General features: G+C 42.3%; 19 protein-coding genes. 12 read left to right on the plus strand and 7 right to left on the minus strand.

Annotated features, from left to right (window positions below; translation table 11 throughout):
• The first annotated feature begins 420 nt into the window (after positions 1-420).
• The 6 genes from PAT01_RS17195 (at position 421) to cyoE (ending at position 5,977) form a co-directional block, all read left to right on the plus strand.
• Positions 421-840, plus strand: a complete 420-nt coding sequence (locus PAT01_RS17195) for a hypothetical protein (RefSeq protein ID WP_055016845.1) — start codon at positions 421-423, stop codon at positions 838-840.
• 310 nt (positions 841-1,150) lie between these two features.
• Positions 1,151-2,104, plus strand: a complete 954-nt coding sequence (gene cyoA, locus PAT01_RS17200; RefSeq protein WP_154945878.1) for a ubiquinol oxidase subunit II — start codon at positions 1,151-1,153, stop codon at positions 2,102-2,104.
• A gap of 2 nt (positions 2,105-2,106) precedes the next feature.
• Positions 2,107-4,095: a cytochrome o ubiquinol oxidase subunit I gene (cyoB, locus tag PAT01_RS17205; RefSeq protein ID WP_004587446.1), complete on the plus strand. Its 1,989-nt coding sequence runs from the start codon at positions 2,107-2,109 to the stop codon at positions 4,093-4,095.
• Entirely contained in the window at positions 4,092-4,727 is a 636-nt protein-coding gene (gene cyoC / locus PAT01_RS17210; protein ID WP_154945879.1) for a cytochrome o ubiquinol oxidase subunit III, read from the plus strand. The genes cyoB and cyoC overlap by 4 nt, the downstream gene beginning before the upstream one ends.
• Positions 4,727-5,083, plus strand: a complete 357-nt coding sequence (gene cyoD, locus PAT01_RS17215; protein ID WP_024034293.1) for a cytochrome o ubiquinol oxidase subunit IV — start codon at positions 4,727-4,729, stop codon at positions 5,081-5,083. The genes cyoC and cyoD overlap by 1 nt, the downstream gene beginning before the upstream one ends.
• Positions 5,084-5,092: 9 nt before the next feature.
• A complete protein-coding gene (gene cyoE, locus PAT01_RS17220) occupies positions 5,093-5,977 on the plus strand; it encodes a heme o synthase (RefSeq protein ID WP_004587443.1) in 885 nt (294 codons plus the stop codon).
• Between the two features lie 67 nt (positions 5,978-6,044).
• Here the strand turns inward: cyoE and PAT01_RS17225 are convergent, their stop codons facing one another.
• The 4 genes from PAT01_RS17225 to PAT01_RS17240 form a co-directional block, all read right to left on the minus strand.
• Positions 6,045-6,710 (minus strand): hypothetical protein, encoded by a 666-nt coding sequence (locus PAT01_RS17225; RefSeq protein ID WP_024034291.1) that lies wholly within the window; start codon positions 6,708-6,710, stop codon positions 6,045-6,047.
• Between the two features lie 133 nt (positions 6,711-6,843).
• A complete protein-coding gene (locus PAT01_RS17230; RefSeq protein WP_154945880.1) occupies positions 6,844-8,802 on the minus strand; it encodes a phytase in 1,959 nt (652 codons plus the stop codon).
• An 11-nt stretch (positions 8,803-8,813) separates the two neighbouring features.
• Positions 8,814-9,788: a metallophosphoesterase gene (locus PAT01_RS17235; protein ID WP_154945881.1), complete on the minus strand. Its 975-nt coding sequence runs from the start codon at positions 9,786-9,788 to the stop codon at positions 8,814-8,816.
• A 63-nt stretch (positions 9,789-9,851) separates the two neighbouring features.
• Complete coding sequence (locus tag PAT01_RS17240; RefSeq protein ID WP_154945882.1) at positions 9,852-12,146, minus strand: TonB-dependent receptor plug domain-containing protein; 2,295 nt, start codon at positions 12,144-12,146, stop codon at positions 9,852-9,854.
• Positions 12,147-12,431: 285 nt separating this feature from the next.
• Here PAT01_RS17240 and PAT01_RS17245 point away from each other — a divergent pair, with 285 nt between their 5' ends.
• Both PAT01_RS17245 and PAT01_RS17250 read left to right on the plus strand, forming a co-directional pair.
• Positions 12,432-13,349, plus strand: coding sequence for a GGDEF domain-containing protein (locus PAT01_RS17245; protein ID WP_154945883.1), 918 nt, complete (start codon positions 12,432-12,434; stop codon positions 13,347-13,349).
• Positions 13,333-14,331 (plus strand): helix-turn-helix domain-containing protein, encoded by a 999-nt coding sequence (locus tag PAT01_RS17250; protein WP_154945884.1) that lies wholly within the window; start codon positions 13,333-13,335, stop codon positions 14,329-14,331. The genes PAT01_RS17245 and PAT01_RS17250 overlap by 17 nt, the downstream gene beginning before the upstream one ends.
• Before the next feature lie 22 nt (positions 14,332-14,353).
• Here PAT01_RS17250 and PAT01_RS17255 read toward each other — a convergent pair whose 3' ends face one another.
• The 3 genes from PAT01_RS17255 to ettA all read right to left on the minus strand — a co-directional run bounded on the left by PAT01_RS17255 (position 14,354) and on the right by ettA (position 17,474).
• Positions 14,354-15,262: a histone deacetylase family protein gene (locus tag PAT01_RS17255; protein ID WP_054983213.1), complete on the minus strand. Its 909-nt coding sequence runs from the start codon at positions 15,260-15,262 to the stop codon at positions 14,354-14,356.
• Positions 15,263-15,324: 62 nt separating this feature from the next.
• Entirely contained in the window at positions 15,325-15,681 is a 357-nt protein-coding gene (locus PAT01_RS17260; RefSeq protein WP_029773844.1) for a PilZ domain-containing protein, read from the minus strand.
• A gap of 119 nt (positions 15,682-15,800) precedes the next feature.
• Positions 15,801-17,474, minus strand: a complete 1,674-nt coding sequence (ettA, locus tag PAT01_RS17265; protein ID WP_154945885.1) for an energy-dependent translational throttle protein EttA — start codon at positions 17,472-17,474, stop codon at positions 15,801-15,803.
• A gap of 331 nt (positions 17,475-17,805) precedes the next feature.
• Between ettA and PAT01_RS17270 the strand changes: the two genes are divergently transcribed.
• The 4 genes from PAT01_RS17270 (at position 17,806) to metH (ending at position 23,328) form a co-directional block, all read left to right on the plus strand.
• Complete coding sequence (locus PAT01_RS17270; protein WP_154945886.1) at positions 17,806-18,453, plus strand: porin family protein; 648 nt, start codon at positions 17,806-17,808, stop codon at positions 18,451-18,453.
• A 222-nt stretch (positions 18,454-18,675) separates the two neighbouring features.
• Complete coding sequence (gene metA / locus PAT01_RS17275) at positions 18,676-19,623, plus strand: homoserine O-acetyltransferase MetA (protein WP_138578285.1); 948 nt, start codon at positions 18,676-18,678, stop codon at positions 19,621-19,623.
• Entirely contained in the window at positions 19,613-20,686 is a 1,074-nt protein-coding gene (locus tag PAT01_RS17280) for a homocysteine S-methyltransferase family protein (RefSeq protein WP_154945887.1), read from the plus strand. Before metA ends, PAT01_RS17280 begins: the two co-directional genes overlap by 11 nt.
• Before the next feature lie 8 nt (positions 20,687-20,694).
• Entirely contained in the window at positions 20,695-23,328 is a 2,634-nt protein-coding gene (metH, locus tag PAT01_RS17285; protein WP_154945888.1) for a methionine synthase, read from the plus strand.
• The last annotated feature ends 61 nt before the right edge of the window (positions 23,329-23,389 follow it).

Genomic DNA, 23,389 nt, shown 5'->3' on the forward strand with positions numbered 1-23,389 from the left:
GGCTCAAGTTCGGTGGTGACTGAATTTGGGCTGTTTTTGTTTGTGCGGCTTTATTTTTAACTTCATTAATCCCCCTTATCTCTACTCCTCAAGCTTCCTAAATATAAAATATTTATAAACTAAGTCTTTATTTTTATTATGTTATTTTTTATTAACAAAATAGCTGCGAAAGCTTAACGCAAAACTTTATATTTTTTGTTGAACCGAAAACTGTCTTTGTTATACTCAGCATCGAACTTTCAGTAAATTTTGAAAGTTTGTTTGATACGGATCAATTCTCACTAGGTAAATGTGTGCTAGCCGGTTTGATTGTATTTAGCACCTCGTTTTAGGGCTTACAGCAGCAATGTTTTTTTAATTTTTCCATTGCGCGCTTTATTACTCTAATTTTGTTATTAGTCATTTAGTAGGTTAATGTCTTTGAACACACTTTCTTTGCATCATACAAATACGGCTTTTGCTTCTAGCAAACCGCAAACGTGTGAACGCTTGAATAAAGCGGGCAAGGGCGTGTGTGTCGCTATAACATTATTAGTGTTTAATACGGTAATGCTGCTAAGTGGTGCATTAGAGGATGCCTTTCAGCTTGAAGCGTTGTTTAGCAATGGCTCTATTGTTGAGCCTGTTTTGCTGCACATTACGCAATTTTTAGCTCATCCGATCATATCTAGTCAGTTACTCATTGGCCTTTGCTGGTTATTGTTCCATATTTTTCCGGCGCGTCGTGCTGGAATAATCCTTCGTAAAGCCGCTTTCGCTTTTCGCGAGGCAAAAGTACACCAACCTGTGTCCGCTGCACATGGTTGTCGTGCTCCACCTAGCTTTACAGGTTGTCTGTAAGGCTTCACTTGTTGCTGGTTTTAATTATTTTTTCTTGCTGTAAATAATTAAAGTTTGCATTAGCAATGTAGCCGCGTGTTTTAAACACGTCAGCCAACCAACACTCACCCAAGTTAACTTTTATTACGTTATATAAATGCGTTTAGAAGCTGGGTTTGTTGCTAGGTATTTTTTGCATCCACTTGCAGCGGGTTCAGTCCCCTTTATTTTTATAATTTAGTTCTAGTTAACTTGGGTTTTTATTGAAAAATCGTTGCTTAATTTTTATTTAAAGCAGCAAATTAAAACTCTAGGTTTGTAGGATACTCCCTTGTTAATTCGTAACCTTTGTAATATTGCTTTAGCTAGTACGGTGCTGGCGTTGTCAGGCTGTAAAGGCGGGATACTCGATCCAAAAGGCCAAATAGGTATTGATGAGAAAAACTTAATCATCATTGCTACTGTCCTTATGCTACTCGTAGTAATCCCCGTTATTGTGATGACTTTGTATTTCGCATGGAAATACCGAGACACACAAGATCATGAAATTTATGCACCAAAATGGGCTCATTCAAATAAGATTGAAGCCGTTGTTTGGGCTGTTCCTATTGTTATCGTTATTATTTTAGGTGTTATTACCTGGCAGTCTACCCAAGACTTAGACCCCTATAAACCTATTGAAGGTAAAGGCGAGCACCTCACTGTAGAGGTGGTTTCATTAAACTGGAAGTGGCTATTTATTTACCCAGAACAAGGTATTGCAACGGTAAATGAATTGGTATTTCCGGCAAATGTGCCGGTGGAATACAAAATCACTTCAGAAAGCACAATGAACTCGTTTTTTATTCCTCAGCTAGGTAGTCAAATTTATTCTATGGCAGGCATGGAAACCAAGCTTCATTTAATCGCAAACGAGCCGGGCACATTTAAAGGCTTTTCTGCTAATTACAGTGGCGCAGGTTTTACCGGTATGAAGTTCAATGCCATTGCCACCCCAACACAAGCTGATTTTGACACGTGGGTAACAAGCGTTAAAGCCAATGCTAATAACCTCACCCATGCCAATTATGTTGAACTTGCAAAAGCCAGTGAAAACAATCCTGTTGCCTATTATGGCAAGGTCGACGACGGCCTATTTCATACCATTGTTATGAAGTATATGCAGGCACATGGCGATATGAACAAAAAACATCAAGCGATGAGCGATCATGGGCAAATGAGCAAAAAGCACCATGAAATGAATGAACACGCAATGCCTTCATCTCACAGCCAGGGCGAGGAATAATAATGTCGTTTTTAGGTAAACTTTCACTCGACGCAATTCCGTTTCATGAGCCAATTATAATGGTTACCATGACGGTGATAGCGATTGCCGGGCTTATTATTGCCGGGCTTATTACTAAATATAAAAAGTGGGGCGTGCTTTGGCACGACTGGATCACCTCTGTTGATCATAAACGCTTAGGCGTAATGTACATCTTTTTAGCATTAATAATGCTGTTTCGTGGTTTTTCTGATGCCATTATGATGCGTGCGCAGTTAGCACTTGCTACTAGTGGTGCACCTGGTTATTTGCCTCCTGAGCATTACGACCAAATATTTACAGCGCACGGCGTTATCATGATCATATTTATGGCTATGCCATTTATGATTGGCCTAATGAACATTGTATTGCCACTGCAAATTGGCGCACGCGATGTCGCTTTTCCATTTTTAAATAACTTAAGTTTTTGGTTTACTGCCAGCGGTGCCATTTTAATTAACTTGTCGCTTGTATTTGGTGAGTTTGCAAAAACAGGTTGGGTGGCGTATCCGCCGCTTTCGGAGCTGACCTTTAGCCCTGGGGTGGGGGTTGATTATTATATTTGGGCCTTGCAAATTTCCGGACTCGGTACGCTTTTAACTGCAGTAAACTTTTTAGCGACTGTGTTTAAAATGCGTGCCCCAGGTATGACCCTAATGAAAATGCCAATTTTTACATGGGCATGTACATGGGCAAATATCTTAATTGCAGCATCTTTCCCTATTTTAACTGCTGTGCTGGGCATGCTAACGCTTGACCGTTACCTTGATTTTCACTTTTTTACCAATGCAGCGGGCGGCAACGCCATGATGTACATCAACCTGTTTTGGGCGTGGGGTCACCCTGAGGTTTATATTTTAGTACTGCCTGCTTTTGGTATATTTTCTGAAATTATCTCAACCTTTGCCGGTAAACGTTTATTTGGTTACAAATCGATGGTGTATGCCAGCGGTGCAATCTCTATTTTAGGTTTTATTGTTTGGCTACACCACTTTTTCACCATGGGGTCGAGCGCCAACGTTAATGCGTTCTTTGGGGTAATGACCATGGTTATTGCCGTCCCTACTGGCGTTAAGCTATTCAACTGGTTGTTTACCATTTACCGCGGCCGTTTACGTATCAGCGTTCCTGTACTTTGGACATTAGGCTTTATGGTTACCTTTACAGTAGGCGGTATGACCGGCGTACTACTGGCTATTCCGGGTGCCGATTACGTGTTGCATAACAGTTTATTCTTAATTGCGCATTTCCATAACACAATTATTGGTGGCGCTGTATTTGGCTACCTTGCAGGTTTTGTATTTTGGTTCCCTAAAGCAATGGGCTTTAAGCTTAGCGAAAAATGGGGTAAAGCGTCTTTTTGGTGTTGGATAGTTGGTTTCTTCGTGGCGTTTATGCCGTTGTATGTACTTGGTTTCTTAGGTATGACACGTCGCTTAAACCACACTAATAACCCAGATTGGAACATGTGGTTATACATTGCAGCAGGCGGTGCTGTCATTATTATGTTTGGTATTATTTTCCAAGTCGTGCAGCTCTTTGTTAGCTTTAGAGACCGCGAAGCACTTGACGATACAACCGGCGATCCGTGGAACGGCCATACACTAGAATGGGCAACTAGCTCACCTCCACAAGTGTATAACTTTGCAACTATTCCTCACGTTGATGACATTGATGCCTGGACCGAAGCGAAAGAAAAAGGCCAAGCGTATCAAACAAAAGCAAGCTACAGCCCAATTCATATGCCTAAAAACACAGCATCTGGGGTGTTAATTGCAGCAAGCTTAACTGTATTTAGCTTTGCCATGATCTGGCATATCTGGTGGTTAGCTGCCGTTGGTTTTGTTGGCGCAATTGCCTTATTTATCAAGCGTTGTTACACCAGCGATGTTGATTACTATATACAACCTGATGAAATTGCACGTATTGAAGCTGCATATAATTCTAGTGGAAATAAGGAGCTAAGCGCGTGAGTACACTATCTGCGAATGTAGAAACTGCCCATTTAGACTCAGTTTCGCACGATGATCATGCACATGAGCATCACGATACTTCTGGCGATACAATCTTTGGCTTTTGGCTATACCTAATGACCGATTGCCTATTATTTGCCTCGTTTTTTGCCACTTACGCCGTGCTGTTTATGAACACAGCCGGTGGTGTATCAGGTAAAGACATTTTTGAACTCGACTTTGTTGCTGTAGAAACAGCGGCGCTACTCATTAGTAGTATTACCTTTGGCTTTTCCATGATTGCCGCACAAGGGCAAAAAAAGGCACTAACACTCATCTGGTTGTTTATTACCTTTTGTTTAGGTGCTGTGTTTATAGGCATGGAAATTTACGAATTTCATCACCTAATTGTGCATGGCAATGGTCCACAACAAAGTGCCTTTTTAACCTCATTCTTCTCGTTAGTAGGCTTACATGGTTTGCACGTAACTGCGGGTCTAATTTGGATGAGTATTATGATGATAGAAGTGGCTAAACGCGGCTTAGGTAAACAAACAGTGACACGCTTAAGCTGCCTAAGCCTATTTTGGCACTTCTTAGACATTGTTTGGATTTGTGTATTTACCGTTGTTTATTTAATGGGAGCAATGTAATGAGCCACAGCGAAGCGCACGCGTTAAAGCAAATGCAAAACGAGCACCATGATGAGTCTCATGGCAGTGTTAAAACGTACTTAATAGGCTTTGTGCTATCACTAATTTTAACCGCGATACCGTTTTACATGGTAATGGAAGGCGACTTTTCAAAAGTAACTACGCTTTGGAGCATTGTTACTTTAGCTATTGTACAAATTTGGGTGCACTTAAAATACTTTTTACACCTTAATTTTACGACAGAAGATGGCCGTGCAAGTACCTTCTCATTTTTATTCAGTGCCCTAATTATCGTCATGGTTGTTGGGTTATCGGTTTGGATAATTTACGAATCTAACGCAATGATGATGTACTAGGAGTTGAAGATGTTTCGTCGTTATTTATCAGTGACTAAGCCGGGCATTATTATGGGCAACCTTATCAGCGTTGCAGGCGGTTTTTTACTTGCCTCGCGTGGGGATATAGACCCATGGCTAATGGTTGTTACGCTTATTGGCTTGTCACTTGTGGTTGCATCGGGCTGTGCTATCAACAATGTAATTGATAGAGACATAGATGTAGCCATGGCACGTACTCGTACGCGGGTAACAGTAACAGGCGAAATGTCGGCCTTTGCTGCACTGAGTCACGGGGTTTTATTGGGGGTTGTAGGTTTTGGTTTACTCATTGCTTACACCACCCAAGCCGCGGTATTTTTTGCAGCGTTTGGCTATGTCATTTATGTTGGGGTTTATAGCCTTTACATGAAGCGCAACTCAGTTTATGGCACGTTTGTAGGTAGCCTTTCTGGCGCAGTGCCTCCTGTTGTAGGTTACTGCGCTGTAACCGGGCAGTTCGATATAGGTGCATTAATACTATTAGTAATGTTTAGTCTGTGGCAAATGCCGCATTCATATGCCATTGCTATTTTTCGCTTTAAAGACTACCAAGCCGCAGGTATTCCCGTATTACCCGTAGCGCAAGGTATTGATAAAGCGAAGCGCCATATTGTACTTTATATTGCTGTGTACGCTTTAGTCGTCATGCTATTACCAATAAGTGGCTACACTGGCGCCGCCTTTATGGCAGTGGCGTGTATTACCAGTTTTTGGTGGTTACTTATGGCACTACGTGGCTATCGCCGTAATGTTAATTTAACGAGCTGGGCACGCCAAGTGTTTGCTTTTTCTATTATAAATATTACAGCTCTCAGTATTGCTATGGCCGTTGACTACCACAGCGCAGCGCCACAACTGCTTACACTGATATAATTTTTTAAAGCTTTATATTTCCAAAGTTAATCCAAAGGCTCGAAAGGGCCTTTTTTCATGTTTGAAACTATTTATTTAAACTTTCTGCTTCGTAAAATAAAGGTTTTAGGGTGCCGCAGTTTATAAATTTATACGTTAACTCATTCTGGCTAGGAAGGAGGGTTGAGGTTCTAAACTTTTGCATACAAGCATTTACCAAATCTACAAAAATTAAGTGGCTGAAACTAGGTGCTTGGCTAATTTTATGTATGTAAATTCGCTCTGTGCTACCTAGGTCTATCATGTCGTATTCTTGCCACTGGCTAGCTTTAGCTAAATCTTTTAATTGGCGAGCATATAGCTGCTTACTCATTTCTATTGTTCTGTTTGTGTAAATTAGGCTGCCTGCTTTTTTGTAATTGCCTTCGTACACATCTGCGGTAATGGTTATTTCTTCACCGCGCATTAAGCGTTGAATATTAAATGGTTTGGGCTTTAGCGTTATAAGCTCTGCGTTGCGCACAATATCTAAAAAAGCCACATCGGGGTTTTTAATCCTATACACCACTTGTACATCGTGCGGTAATTTATAGCCGGGTAAGTTAAACGCATAAATTCCTGAACCTTTATTCACCAGTGCTATTGCATGCTCAGCCTTGTATTTGGGGTTGAGTGGTGGCAATTCAGCTGCCTCTTCCTCAGCAAAAGCGTATCCGCTTATAGTAATGATCAACAAAGTAAGAAGTAAACGCATAATAATCTCAATTAATTTATGAGCTTAAAGTGTAGTATATAGCTTTAATAACTCTAAATTTACTAGGTTTATTTTAAATACACATAGTAAAAAGGCTCGTAAGAGCCTTATTACGTTTAAATATGGTAGGTTTTTACTTAATCGCTTTTTTTACTTCACGCCAGTCAATAATTTTAAAATTTTGTGGTTGTAGTGGCATACGGTTGTAGCCGTCTTGCACTATAAGCATGCCTTCAGGATAGCCTGGTAAAGGTTTTGCTGTAACGGTTAAGCCGTCTGTTTCACCTGCGCCATCAATGCCTTTATCTAGATTAGCAATCACATTAAACTTACCTGCAAAGCTTAGGCTAGGCTGTGTATTATCTGATATTTTATAAAGCACATAGCTATTATCGCCTTGGCTTGATACTACTAAATAGCGCTTATCATCAGCATGATAGATTTCCATGCCTTCAACATCTGCCACAAGTTGCTCATTTATACCTCGTAGCATGACCGCTTTGTTGCCAGAGGTTGGCTCTGCACCGATATACCAAATGCCTGCATCTTCTTCACCGGCAAATAATTGGCCTAGTTTATCATCGGCACTACAGCCTTCTGGTTGGCTTGGTAGGGTAAACTCTCTAACCAGTTCACCGATTAAGTTACCTTGCTCACCGGTGAGTTTATATTGCTGGAATAAACCTGATTTATCATTAACAAATACGTATTGACCAGATTCAGACGAATACATACACATACCGTAAATCTCGGCTAGGTTTGTGGCTACTTCTGTTTCATGGTTTACTTTGTTCTCGCTATCGACAGTAAACACGCTAATACTGTTAAGCGTGCGGTTGCTGGCTGTGATCCAAGTCTGGGTTTCGTTGTTTATATCCTGATGCTGGCGTACATCAACATTATTTAAACGCCCAACATTAAGCGATTGTACTTTGTTGCCAGCAAGATCATAAACCATTAAGCCGCGGCGTTTATCTGTGCCTAAAATTAAGCTGCTTTTAGCGTCGTGTTCATTTATCCAAATTGCCGGGTCATCCGCTGCATCACCAAATGCTGCAACTGGCGTTGTTTGTGCGCTGGCATAAATGTGAGTCATAGCGACTTTGTTTTGTGAAGTAACTGTTTGCGCAGTGTAGTTAACGTTTGCTTGAATATAGGCACCTGTTTCATCATCAATTAAAACTAGCTGCGCTTGATTGTTATTGATCAAACTCGCTGCAACAGATTCAATGGTGTGATCGCCAGAAAGTGACCACTGACTTAGTTTTTCAGTATTTTCGTGGTAAGCATAGATCATATTGCCATCAGTGGCAGTAAGCCATAAAGTACCATCTTGTGATACTGATAATGCCCCGATTTCAGCTTTTAATTCACCGTAAGGCTCAACTAATGCCACTGGCTGTTTATTGGCATCGGATTCAGCATCAGCATTGATAGCCCAAACGCCGAGTTCAGCTTCGCCCACATACAAGGTTTTTGTTTCGTCATTAACTGCGCAACCGGAGGCTTCAGTAACGGCTGAAAATTCACGCACTGCAATATTTTTAGCTTGCTTAGTGGCTAAGTCATAAATGATGGTTTCGCTGATCAAACCTCGAACATCCGGCACAAACGCTGAGACAGTCTTGTTATCAGTGTTTTTAAATAAACACACGGCATCAGGCTGAGCTTGTGGTGGACTGATACGTGTAAGCTCAGTTAGCTGCCAAGATGAGTCCGTTTTCAGTAATTTAAAAATAGCCACATTGTCTTGATTGTTATCTAGGCTAGCCAATAAAAATTGTTGCTCTGTGATTTTCTTTAGTGAGATAGATTCAAAGTTACCCGCTAATAACACACTGCTTTGGTCTTTATCTGCCACTAATAAGCCCTGGCTTTCGCTGGCAATCAACCATTGGTTATTACCCAGCGCTGCTGCCTGTGAGCCTTGCATATTTTGTTGAGGGCCAAATTTTTCCACAGCTATTGCTGCTTTTACCATAGCTGCGTTGCTTTGGCTGCTAGGTTCCTCATTACTTGTACAACCGCTTATTGCAGTTATTAGGAGTGCACTGCCAAGCACCGCTGAAATTGTATTTAGTTTAAAGTTCATTATTTTATCCTTTACTTATCTATGTGCTTTTCAGTGCTAAAACGTACTTCACCAAGGTGATTAATCGCACTTACACTGAGTGTTTCGCCATTGATAGATACACTTAAAAAACCAGGTGTTGCTTCTGCGTAGCGGGTAAATTCACGTTGTTTTACAAACCGTGCTTCACTGCCTCCACCAGAGATAAAGTGAGCCACTTTGCTATTTTTTGGTTGGTTGTATTGCAAGTCGTGCTCGTGCCCAGCGATATAAGCTTGCACGTTATGACGCTCCAAAATAGGTTCTAAAATGTCGCGAAGCCCTTGGTTACGGCCAAAGCGTTTACCACTTGAATAAAGCGGGTGGTGGCCTACCACAATTTTCCACTTTGCTCTACTGCCGGCAAGTTGGGTTTCAAGCCAAGTAAGCTGGGCTTTATAGCCTTGCCCTTGGGTTGAGCGGTATTTATCACGGTCTTTATATTCAGGCTGGATCGGATTGGTATCTAAAAAAACCATTAACACTTGCTCGTTGTTTTCAAGCGTAAATGTTTTACTGTAGTACCTTGCAGGTAACTGCCAACGCTGGCTTTTTTCTGTGTAGTCAATTTGTGCTTGAGCATTACCCAAGTAATCGTGATTACCTAAAACAACATACCAATCTTCAAATGTGTGAGGGCCGTGGTATATGTTCTCAAAGGCTGATTGCCAAAGCGGATCGTTAACGCTTGCCACACCATTTGGGTAAAAGTTATCGCCGGTCGAGACGATAAAATCAGCATCAGTTTGGTACATGGCTATTTCTAATTGGTGAGCCACTTCTTTTTGATAAAAGTGGCCGTTGTGCCCCCAGTCGCCAATTACCATAAAGTTAAGGCTATCAGGTAGCGTATTTAACTTAACTATTTTTTGCTGTTGATAAAGCTCATCTTTATAAATAACAGGCTCGACAGCACTGAGCGCTGATGAGCTCAGTAGGGCGGCCATTATGAAAGACAATTTAAACATGTTTTAACTCCAAAAGGCACGTAATAGCAAGCGATTACGTGCCTAATATGATGATGCCTGCTATTAAAATGCGTAGCGCAACATTAGTTGAACCACAGGACCTGCTTCTTCAGATTCAAGCTCGTACTCATCAAAGTCACGGCTGTTTTGATCATCAAGTGAGTCAAATTTGTTAAAAACTTCATCTTTACTGGCATCAAGTAGGTTTGAACCCACTAGGCGAAGGGTTACGTCATCCCAGCGCTTTTCAACGAAAAGCTCTAAATCAGCGCCGTAAGAGGTTGTTACTTCTTCCCCTACAAAGCGTCCGTATGCATCACCTTGGTTACGGTATGTTGCACCAAATGATGCGCCTAGGTCAGGTAAGTCTTGGATAAAGCCAATGTTATAAACATAATCTGATTGGTCATTAAACTTACGTTTACCAAAGCTGTCTTCAACTTCACTATCAAGCCAAGAGTAGTTTAAGAAAATACCAGTATTTGGCATGTTGATTGCGCTCAGTGGCGTTGATAAATCAAACTCAATACCTTGTACTGTGCCATCGCCAGTATTTTGTGGTTGCAGTAAAAATGTACCTTCGCCTTCTGAGCCTTCAACACCTGTGCTGGCAATTTCAATTAGGTCGCTAACGTCACGGTAAAATACGTTTACACCGACAACGCCACTTTTACCTAAACGGTATTCGTAACCTAAATCAATACCCCAAGAAGATTCTGGCTTAAGATTTGGGTTACCTAAAAAGTCATTATCAGCGAGTTCTTCTTCAAGTAGGGCGGGTGTTATGTAATCAAAATCTGGGCGGCGTAAGCTACGAGCAACAGAGGCGCTTACTCGACCGTTATCGCTGACGCTGTAACGAAAGTGAGCTGAAGGTAAGAAAAAGTCATAATCATTTTTTGAAGTAACGCCTTCATTGGTATCGGTAATGCTTGAATCAGTTGACTCCCAGCGCACACCCATTTCCCATGAGAACACATCGGCTTCGTGTTTGATTAAAGCAAATAAGTCAAAACGGTCTTCTTCAAGCGTATTAACGCCTCCGTCTACTGCTTCAAATTCATTGTTAAATTGCGCTAACGACATTGGCGTCTGGTTATATTGATCCCAGCCAGTAAGTGTTTGCTCACTTTCATCTTCCGCTTCAAAAATTGCTGTGTCGCGCTCTTTTCCTTGAACAAAAGCACCAAATTGAACTTCTTTTGAGTCACCGAGCAGTAAGCTATGTTGCCATTGTAATGACCATTCTTTATCGTCAATCTCAACAGTTTCTTCTGCTTCCTCAAAAACCATTGGGAGCTCAGATGTATCAAGCTCAACTTCTTGCTCGTAAACTGACTCTTCAAAGCTGGCATAGCCTACTTTAAACTTGCTGGTACCGCCTAATAACGGTAATTCATAACCTGAGTTTATGTTGTAGTTGGTTTGGTCAATGTAGGAAACATTTGCGTTGTCTGAAAGTAAGTTACCGCCTTCAACCACTGAGTTAGACGTGGCCGTCGCGTCGTCATATTCAAAAGAGCGCTCATCTTCGGTACGGTCTGTATCAACCCACATGGCGCTAATATCAAACTTACCACCGTTATCAAATACCTTTTCAAAGCTGGCATTTAATGATGTGTCATCGCCATCACGAGTATCTGATTGATCTTCACGGTTATCAAAATCATCAGTTGCATAATTAGGGTTATTTTCAGGGCTATCACCATAACGTATGCTTGATTTTTGTTTTGGGTTATAACGACCTTGAAAATTAGCCCCTAGTAGTAAACGTCCACCTGCAAACTCAGTACCGTAAACGCCCGCAAAGCTTTCTTTTAGTTCACCATCATCATAGCGTAATCCTCCTGCACGAATGTAACCGCCGTCTAAGCTGTAGCCATCGCGAAGCACAATGTTAAGGGTGCCCGCAATTGCATCGGCAGAGCGGTTGGCACTTGATGAACGAATTATTTCTACACGCTCGATTAATTCTGCTGGAATACGGTCAACAAAAAATGAGCGATCAGCGCCAGCGCCTGGAACTTCTTCGCCATTGATCAGTACTTTTGTGTAAGCAGGGCTCAAACCGCGCATACGTGCGCCGTCAGACTCAAGCACATCTGATAAAAACGTCACACTCGGTACACGCTTTAGTGCATCACCTGCTGTTAGTGGTTCAAAACGCTGAAAGTATTCTTGAGAGTATTCAAGCGTTGGGGCTAGTTCTTGTGAGCGGTTGCGATAACCTATTTCGCCATAGACTACTAACTCTTCAGATATTTTTACATCAGTTCTGTGTTCTTCTTGTGCTGCATGTACTGCTAAATTGCAAAGAGATAGCGCTGTTACCAGTGCTTTAAGTTTAAAGTGTGCCATGTAATTTGCTCCTGTTGCTGCTTGGTTTGAAAGCAAACTAATTAAATTAAATGACGCAAATGTGACAACACCCTATTTAGATCAGCAGGTTATTAAGGTTTTAAAAGCTTTACCTTGGCGTGTGAGCTAATCGCACTCCCAAGCAATATAGCGTTAATGGGCTATGTGCAGGTTATAAGTAAGTGCATATCATTTAGCTGTCACATCATTGAGCTAATATGACCCTGCTACAAAAAATGCACTTCGGGTAGCATAAATACATACGCAATTTAAATAAGACAAACTATGCGATTTAATCCCTTTATTAGCCATCGGCTTTTAACAAACAGTATTATAGCTATGGCGTTATTAGCCATATTTTTATGTGCCTATTTAGGGGAGCTCAAAGAGCTGCAAAACATACAATGGCTCGATATTATTGGTGAGGGCGGCATAGTGATTATGACCCTAACTTGGATTGTTGCCTTACTTATTTCGCGCCCGCCGGGCAAAGTTACTCGTTATTTGGTGCTTGGACTTGGTTTATTTATGTTCTCGGCCACGCTCGATTTGCTCGATGAATGGTTAATGCAACCTGCGCAGCAGTGGCTAAGCTGGATAGAGTCACTGCCAGCTCCCGTTGGGATGCTGCTAACCAGTTTAGGTTTATACCATTGGCACCAAGAACAATATGTTTTAAATAAACAGCTAAGGCGCCGTGAAGCACATTTACGTGAGCACGACAAAGTATGCCCCGTTACCGGCGTTTATACAGCCGAATACTTACAAAGCGTTTTAAACACGCAGCTTAAGGCGCCGCAGCCAGTTTTATTAGCCGCTATTGATATACGCGACTTCGCGAGTTTTAATAATGAGTTTGGTTTTAGCGAAGGTGATCGACTGCTACGCGAAATAAGCGAGCTTATACTAATGAACTGTCGGTTAAGCGATGTGGTATGTCGTTATGCGGGAGACTGTTTTATGGTGCTAATGCCAGCCACATCAAAGCAGCAAGGCCAAGAGCTTCTTAGGCAAATAACAGCCGCATTAAAACATTGTGCTTTTAAAGTAGAAGGCTCTGGGCTTGCTAAGTTTCAGTGTGTAACTACCCACATCATACAAGCGCAAAAAAGTGATACAGCTCACATGCTAATGCAACAATTGCACAGCGGCCTACAACTACAAAAACAACAAAGAGCCAGCAGCAGTGAACAGTTATGTTAGCTTAAGTGACAAGTATTTAACTGCACAGGGGCTTATAACTGCCGTTGTAGAGCTTGCGCAAAGTAGGGGGGTTGCCCTACATAAGTTGTTACGCGGCACCGGGATTTTTGAGCAAGATTTACTCAGCGTTGAGCATTGCTTTAGTTTAGAGCAGCAAGTTAAATTACTAAGTCAATTTAAACGCCTAATGAACACCCCCGACAGCGGTTTTTTACTAGGTAGCCAACTAGTTAACGATTCAAGTAGCGCAGCACAAAGTGTATTGTTCAGCGCTAAACTAGGGGCGGCACTGTTACAAATACAGCGAGCGCGTTTACAGCTTTGCCCTTTGTTTTTTAGTCAGCACTATGTAAGTAATCAGCAATTTTATATTTTTTTAAATGCTGCTACAGGGCTTGATGACGACCTACATAACTACATTTTAGAAATTTACAGTGCTGCGTTTTATAGTTTATTAAAGCGTTTAAGCCCGCACTATCCGCAATGTGAGTTCGACTTTAGCTTTAAGCGACCGCGTCATATTCATCAGTACGAGCAACATTTAGGTTTAAAGCTGCGTTTTGAGCAGCCAACGACTCGTTGGGTTATTAGCAAAACATTACTTCGCCAAGCTAACCCGTACGCCAGCGAATTACGCTTTATGCAAGCACGCGCTCAATTGGCTGTAAAATCTCACGAAAAATACACCTTTATAGAGGCTGTTTGGCGCTATTTACACACTTACAACGAGGCAAGTTTAGAGCAAACCGCCCAGTATTTTGCCATGAGCCCAGCCACGTTTAAACGAAAACTAAAATGCCATAGTATGCGCTTTTCGAGCTTAGTAGATGAGCAAAATAAACATAAAGCCATTTATTTACTTACCTTGCGCGCTAAGTGCAATGAGCAAGTTGCTGAGCGTTTGGCATTTTACGATATTCCTAACTTTAGGCGGGCATTTAAACGTTGGACAGGGTTAACCCCAAGCCAGTTAAAAGTATAAAGCGTACAGGTTAATACTTCTGTTAAAAACCAGCAGCCTGCTCAATCACTATTGCATGGCGCTGCGCTAAACGCGTATGGTCTCTGTCGTAGCCGCCACCAATAACACTAGCAATAGCGGTGTTATGTTCAAGGCAGCGCTTAAACACTAAATGGTCACGCTGTTTAATGCCGTCCCAGCTTATATCTAGTTTGCCTAAGCCATCGTCTTGCCAAATATCTACACCGGCATCGTATAAGACTAAATCGGGGTTGAGCTCTTTTAGTAAAAACTGCAGCGTATCATCCACAACGCCTAAGTATTCTGCGTCTTGCATATTGTTAGCAAGGCCTATGTCTAAATCGCTGGGGGATTTTCTAAACGGGAAGTTTTTTTCGCAGTGTATAGAGCAGGTATACGCATACGGCTGATGCGCAAGCATTGCAGCTGTGCCATCGCCTTGGTGTACGTCTAAATCAAAAATGAGCACGTTGGTCACTTCACCGCTTTGTATTAATGTTTGCGCGGTAAAGGCTAAGTCGTTCACCATACAAAAACCTGAGCCAAAATCAGTGTGTGCATGGTGCGTACCGCCTGCTAAATGACAGGCTAAGCCATGCTTTAATGCTAAGCGTGCAGTTTGTAACGTGCCTTGTGGGGCGGTGAATGTGCGGTCCATTAGCGGTTGCGACCAAGGTAAGCCAATGCGGCGCATGGCTTTTTCGTCTAGACGGTTATGCCATAAATCGTGAATGTAGTTTTCGCAGTGTACCAGTTCAAGTGGTTCAGGGGAGCCCAAAATAGGCTCTACTAAATTATTACCTGCAATGCCTAAACCTTTAACCTGCTCATATAAATGAGCAAATTTACTCATTACAAATCGGTGCTTAGGGTCAAAGCTAAACGAATAATTACTGTGATAGACCAAAGGTAAGTGAGGGTTTAGGCGCATAACCGTATCAATAATAAAGTTTGCGCTATGGTAATAAACTTAACTAAGGGAGTCTATTGCCGCTATTCAATCAATGAGGCAAGCTCGCGATGAAGTAATTGTTCATCGGCTAAATTAAGTTCAACTAACCGTTTTAAATAGGTAATGCTGTTTATATCTATATGGTGGCAATTAAGGCCGATGTGTTTATCTTCTATGTGGCAAATAAACACCTCCATTTTTATTTCTATATCGCTTTGTGGCAAGGTAAAGCGCAAGGTGGCTTCGCTATTTTTTGTGCCACTAAACGCCGCGCATTTAGTAATGAGTGCGCCATGTAAAGATACATCGAGTAATTTGCATGGGTAGCTCTCTCCTGCAAATTCTAATTGAGCCGCGGTTGAAAAAAGAATACGCGAGAACTGACGTCGATTTTCCATAAAACGAGTTGCCTTTATTGTAATATTTAAATCAAGCATAGCGGGAAATAGCCCATAGCGATAAAAAATGGCATAAAAAAACCCCGCATAAATGCAGGGTTTGTTATATCAGTTAACAATTAACCAATTTTTTTATACTTAATACGCTTAGGTTGTGCAGCTTCTGCGCCTAAGGTCTTTTTAAGCCACTCCTCGTATTCAGTGTAGTTACCATCGAAGAAGTTAATTTGGCCTTCGTCGCGGTAATCTAAAATGTGTGTTGCAATACGGTCAAGGAACCAACGGTCATGCGATATACACATTACACAGCCTGGGAACTCTAAAATAGCGTTCTCAAGGGCGCGAAGTGTTTCAACATCAAGGTCATTGGTTGGCTCATCCAGTAGTACTACGTTACCACCCGCTTTTAAAAGCTTAGCAAGGTGTAAACGGTTGCGCTCACCACCTGATAAGTCTTTTACAAACTTTTGCTGATCGTTACCTTTAAAGTTAAAGCGGCTAACGTATGCACGGCTTGGGAACTCAAAGTTACCAATTTTTAGTACGTCTTGCCCGTCAGATATTTCTTGGAATACAGTTTTGCTTTCGTCCATGTTGCTACGGAACTGATCAACTGTTGCAAGCTCTACAGTTTCACCTACGCTAATGCTGCCGCTATCAGGTTGCTCTTCGCCGCTTAGCATTTTAAATAGGGTTGATTTACCCGCGCCATTGGCACCGATAATGCCCACAATCGCGCCTTTTGGCATACTAAAGCTTAAATCGTCGATTAATACGCGATCGCCAAAACTCTTACGTAAGTTATTAACTTCAAGCACTTGGTCACCTAAACGCGGACCAGGTGGAATAAATAGCTCGTTAGTTTCGTTACGCTTTTGGTAATCAGACTGCTGAAGCTCGCTAAACTGCGCCATACGCGCTTTAGACTTAGCTTGACGACCTTTAGGGTTTGAACGTACCCACTCAAGCTCTTGAGCAATTGATTTTTGACGTGCTTTTTCAGATTTTTGCTCTTGTTGTAAGCGCGCATCTTTTTGCTCAAGCCAAGAAGAGTAGTTACCTTCCCACGGAATACCTTCACCACGGTCAAGCTCTAGTATCCAGCCAGCTACATTATCAAGGAAGTAACGGTCATGCGTTACCGCCACAACAGTGCCTTCGTAATCATGTAAGAAGCGCTCAAGCCAAGCAACCGACTCAGCATCTAAGTGGTTAGTAGGCTCATCGAGAATAAGCATATCTGGCTTTTCGAGTAATAAACGACAAATAGCAACACGGCGGCGCTCACCACCTGAAAGGTGCTCAATTTTAGCATCCCACTCAGGTAAACGAAGTGCATCAGCAGCGCGTTCTAAAACGTTATCGATGTTGTGGCCATCGTGCGCTTGAATGATTGCTTCAAGCTCGCCTTGCTCTTTTGCTAGGGCGTCAAAGTCAGCGTCTTCCATTGCGTACTCGTTGTACACTTCGTCAAGGCGGTTAAGGGCATGCTTTACTTCGCCAACAGCTTCTTCAACTATTTCGCGTACTGTTTTGCTTTCGTCCAGCACTGGCTCTTGCGGTAAGTAACCAATTTTAGTACCAGGTTGAGGGCGAGCTTCACCTTCAAAGTCTTGGTCAACACCGGCCATAATGCGAAGTAATGTAGATTTACCAGCACCATTTAAACCTAGCACACCAATTTTAGCGCCAGGGAAAAAGTGCAACGAAATATCTTTTAAAATTGTGCGCTTAGGTGGCACAACTTTAGATACTCGACTCATCGAGAATATAAACTTATCAGGTAAAACCATGGAGGAAAGCCTTCAAATAATAATAAAAATTTCAATGTTGTATTGTAGTGGCTCACGGGTGAAACAGTCAACGAATGGCGTATAGAACAATACGCTAATCTAAACGGTACTTTATTTTCTTGCCCATTTAAAACACCACTATGACAGGATTTCTATTGTGTAAAATTCTGTAATCTATTGTTTTATATTGTTCAAACACATTTCTTTTTTAACAAAAGTGGTACAGTATATTTACAAGCTGTAAAGTATAAGCAAATTATACAGGCAGACCACTCTTAGTCGTTGTAAAACATCGCATAATTAAATATTACAAAGGTTTAAAGGAATGAACATGAAAACAGTTACAAAGTTAGGGGCATTACTTTTAGGTTTATACTCATTTTCGAGCCAAGCAGACACACTCCATGTAAATGGTTATTACCAAGGAGTAGGGATAGGGTCTACGCAAATTGATGTATACGAGAGTGATAGCATACGATTTACAACACTATACGGCCAGTTTGGCTATCAGTTTTCGCGATACTTTGCGATAGAAGGTCGTGTAGGTTTTGGTTTAAATGACGAATCAACGCCTCTAAATGGGCTTGTTTACGCGCGAAACCCGCTAGATGGTTCGTTAACCTCAGAATCTATTAAGAGCGAAATTGACTCAAGCCTTGATTTGCAAACAAGTATATTTGTGAAAGCTAATTATCCCATTTCAATTCGGGCAGATGTGTTTTTATTTGGTGGCTATGGTAGAAATAAATTAAGTTACAATGAAGGTGAAATAAGAAACCTTGCAGAATCAATAACTGGCTCAGATACAAATTCTACGTTAATCACTGAGCAAAATTATGACGAAGGCGGTGTAACGTACGGTACTGGGATTGACTATAGGTTAACTCAACGCTGGCAAGTAAGCGCTGAATACCAATATTTTGATACAGACGAAGGTGATATTTACGCTCTTAATTTATCTGTAAATTATCGTTTTTAATTGAAATAACGCTACTGGTTTTAGTAGCGCGACCTCAATACAGTTAAACAAAATATTTCAATATAAATGCATTCCTCCTGAACTATAACTTTTTGTAAATCTGATAAAATCATGAATAAATTTCATTTAGACATCTATACATCTAGAGGTTGATATTTTTAGCATACTGTTCATAATGAGAGCGTATAAATTCTCGGTTTTTATGAGTAGGAGTAAAAAAATATGCCAATTACAGTGAAAGACGAGCTACCGGCTATTGCCCGTTTACGTGAAGAAAACGTGTTTGTAATGCCAAAAAGTCGCGCAAAAACGCAAGAAATTCGTCCTATGCGTTTGGCTATTTTAAATTTAATGCCTAATAAAGTAGAAACCGAAGTGCAGTTTATTCGTTTGCTTGCCAATTCTCCTTTGCAAGTAAATGTAGAGTTATTGCGCCTAGATACGCACCGCAGCAGTAGCAATTCAGAAGAGCACCTAGATACCTTTTACCGTTATTTTTCAGAAGTGAAAGAGAATAACTACGATGCGTTAATTGTTACCGGCGCGCCACTAGCACACCTTGAATACGACGATGTTGCGTACTGGGATGAGCTAAAAGTGATTATTGATTGGGCAGAGCAGCACGTTACCTCTACGCTGTTTTCGTGCTGGGCGGCGCATGCAGCGCTGTATCATCGTTACAACTTAAAGCGTGATTTAAAAGAAGATAAACTATGTGGCGTGTTTACCCACCAGTGTTATTTTGATCACGGAGCACTTACTCGTGGCTTCGACGACACCTTTTTAGTGCCGCACTCACGTTATGGCCACATAGATATAAATAAAATAAATGCCTGCGACGATATAGTGGTATTGGCAGGCTCTGAAAAAGTAGGCGCTTACTTAATGAAAAATAAGTCGGGCAGCCAAGTGTTTATAACCGGCCACCCAGAATATGATGCCGACACATTAAAAGCAGAGTACGAGCGCGATTTACAAAAAAGTCCTGATGCGCCAAAACCCGAAAACTATTTTCCAGATAACGATGCAAGCAAAAAGCCGTCAAAAACGTGGCAAAGCCATGCCTTTTTGCTGTTTTCGAACTGGTTAAATTACTACGTGTACCAAACGACCCCTTATGATATTAATTTAGTTAGCCAAGATGTGAGGACTAACAACTATGCCGAATAACGTGCAAAACAATAATAAACACAGCGAATTAAGCGCTGCATTAAAAGAGCGTATTTTAATTTTAGATGGCGCCATGGGCACCATGATCCAAACTCACAAGCTTGAAGAAGAAGACTACCGAGGCGAGCGCTTTAAAGACTGGCACGTACTAATTAAAGGCAATAACGATTTATTAAGCCTTACAAAACCTGAGTTAATAACCAATATACACCGCAGCTTTTTAGCCGCCGGTGCAGACATTATTGAAACCAATACCTTTAACTCAACCACCATTTCGATGGAGGATTACGACATGGCAAGCATAAGCCGTGAAGTAAACCTAGAGTCGGCAAAACTCGCACGCGCAATATGTGACGAGTTCACCGCCAAAAACCCAGAAAAACCGCGCTATGTAGCGGGTGTTTTAGGGCCAACCTCTAAAACCTGCTCAATTTCGCCAGATGTAAACGACCCAGGTTATCGCAATATTACCTTTGATAAGCTGGTTACTGCATATGTTGAGTCTACTCTTGCATTAATGGAAGGCGGCGCCGATTTAATACTTATCGAAACCATTTTCGACACCCTAAATGCAAAAGCTGCCTCATTCGCAGTAGAAGAAGCGTTTGAGCAAGCAGGGCGTGCATTACCTGTAATGATCTCAGGCACAATTACCGATGCCTCTGGGCGTACGCTTTCGGGGCAAACAACCGAAGCATTTTATAACTCTATTCGCCATATAAAACCTATTTCGATTGGCCTTAACTGCGCCCTAGGGCCTGATTTACTTCGCCAATACGTAGAAGAGCTTTCGCGCGTATGCGAAGCATTTACCTCAGTACACCCAAATGCCGGTTTACCTAACGAATTTGGTGAGTACGACCTAGAAGCAGAGGACATGGCGAAAGAGATTATAGACTGGGGAAAATCGGGCTTTATAAATATTGTTGGTGGTTGCTGCGGCACAACGCCTGCGCATATTCGTGCGTTTGCCAAAGGCCTTGAAGGGGTAAAACCTCGTGCATTACCTGAGCTTGATGTTCGTATGCGTTTATCAGGCCTTGAAGCCTGTAACTTAAACTAGGAGCCAACATGACCCAGCAAATTGCAGTATTTACCAATGTTGGCGAGCGTACCAACGTAACCGGCTCTGCCATGTTTAAACGCTTAATCATGGAAGAAGATTACGAGACCGCCCTGAATGTGGCTCGCGAGCAAGTAGAAAACGGCGCCCAAGTTATTGATATAAACATGGACGAAGCCATGTTGGACTCAAAAGCGGCCATGGTTAAGTTTTTAAACTTAATTGCCTCAGAGCCCGATATTTCTAAAGTGCCCATTATGGTCGACTCCTCTAAATGGGAAGTAATAGAAGCAGGCCTTAAATGTATTCAAGGCAAGGCTATTGTTAACTCAATATCGCTTAAAGAAGGGGAGGAGCCGTTTAAACGCCAAGCTAAAATTATTAAACGTTTTGGCGCAGCCGCTGTTGTAATGGCGTTTGATACCGACGGCCAAGCCGACACCGCAGACCGCAAATACGAAATATGTGAACGCAGCTACAAAATATTAGTCGAAGAGATAGGTTTTCCGCCGGAAGATATAATATTCGACCCCAATATATTTGCCGTAGCCACCGGTATAGAAGAGCACGACAATTACGCAGTAGAATTTATTGAAGGTACACGCCGCATTAAACAAAACTTACCACACTGTAAAGTGTCGGGTGGGGTGTCTAATGTCTCGTTTTCGTTTAGGGGCAATAACCCCGTACGTGAAGCCATTCACTCGGTGTTTTTATACCACGCGATAAAAGCGGGTATGGATATGGGTATTGTAAACGCAGGCCAGCTTGCTGTTTACGACGACATCCCCGAGGAACTTCGCAAAGCCGTAGAAGATGTAATCCTTAACACCGACCCCGGTGCAGGTGAGCGCTTAGTAGAAATAGCCCCTAAGTTTTCAGGCATGGCACAAGCCGAACGCGTAGAAGATTTAGAGTGGCGCACCTGGCCTGTTGAAAAACGCCTAGAGCACGCCCTTGTCAAAGGCATTACCACCTTTATAGATGAAGATACCGAAGAGTGCCGCGCAGCTGCCGATAAACCTATTCACGTAATTGAAGGGCCATTAATGGATGGCATGAACGTGGTAGGGGATTTATTTGGTGCAGGTAAAATGTTTTTACCACAAGTTGTTAAATCGGCCCGCGTAATGAAACGAGCAGTGGCCTACCTAGACCCATTCATAGAAGCTGAAAAAGAAGAAGGTGCCACTAACGGTAAAGTAGTTATGGCCACCGTAAAAGGCGACGTGCACGACATAGGTAAAAACATTGTAGGCGTAGTACTACAATGTAATAACTACGAAGTAATCGACTTAGGTGTAATGGTACCTGCCGAAAAAATACTGCAAACCGCGATTGACGAAAAAGCCGACATAATCGGCCTTTCGGGTTTAATTACCCCATCGCTTGATGAAATGGTACACGTAGCCAAAGAAATGACCCGCCGAGGCTTTGAATTACCACTTATGATTGGCGGCGCAACGACCTCTAAAGCGCATACTGCCGTTAAAATTGAGCCGCAGTACGATAAAGGCGTAGTGTACGTAAATAACGCCAGCCGTGCAGTGGGCGTGGTATCAAGCTTATTATCTAAAGAGCTAAAACCGGCCTTTTTAGAAAAAACTAAAGCCGAGTACGAAAAAGTACGCGAGCAACAAGCGCGCAAAAAGCCACGTTCAAAACCCGTTACCATACAGCGCGCCCGCGATAACGCCGCCAAGCTTGATTGGGAAAACTACACGCCACCGGTGCCTAAAAAGCTGGGCGTGACCGAATTTAAAAATGTATCAATCGCCACGTTACGTAAATACATAGATTGGACCCCGTACTTTATGACGTGGTCAATCGCTGGTAAATACCCACGCATAATGGACGATGAAGTCGTCGGTGAGCAAGCACGTAGCTTATTTAAAGACGCTAACGACATGCTCGACGACCTTGAAAAGTCAGGTGCTTTGCAACCTTTAGGTGTAATTGGTTTATTCCCTGCAAACCGCGAGGGTGATGACATAGAAATTTACACCGACGAAACCCGCAAAGAGCTGTTAACTACCTCATGCCATTTACGCCAGCAAACCGAAAAAACCGACTTTGCTAACTATTGTTTAGCCGACTGCATTGCGCCAAAAGGCACACCTGATTACTTTGGCGCGTTTGCAGTAACGGGCGGTTTAGAAGAAGACGACCTAGCCGACGCGTTCGATGCCAAGCAAGACGACTACAATAAAATAATGGTAAAAGCCGTTGCCGACAGGCTTGCAGAAGCCTTTGCAGAATACTTGCACGAACAAGTGCGCAAAGAGTATTGGGGTTACGCAGCCGATGAAAACTTAAGTAACGATGAGCTAATTCGCGAAAACTACCAAGGTATTCGCCCAGCGCCTGGTTACCCAGCGTGCCCAGAGCACACTGAGAAAAAGAAAATTTGGCAGTTACTCGATACCGAAAAACGCATTGGCATGCAGCTCACCAGCTCATACGCCATGTGGCCAGGGGCTGCGGTTTCGGGCTGGTATTTCTCACACCCAGAGGCAAAATATTATGCCGTAGCATCTATTCAAAAGGATCAGGTAGAAGATTACGCCAAGCGAACTAATATGACGCTCGAAGAGGCTGAACGTTGGCTATCGCCTAATTTGGGGTATGAGCCGGAGTCATAGTGAAGTGGTTAAATAGCGAAGCGGTCAGTTTTTAGCTGTCAGCTATCAGTTAAAACGAAAA

Origin of the sequence: Pseudoalteromonas atlantica (genome assembly GCA_007988745.1) — a bacterium.
GTDB lineage: Bacteria > Pseudomonadota > Gammaproteobacteria > Enterobacterales > Alteromonadaceae > Pseudoalteromonas > Pseudoalteromonas atlantica.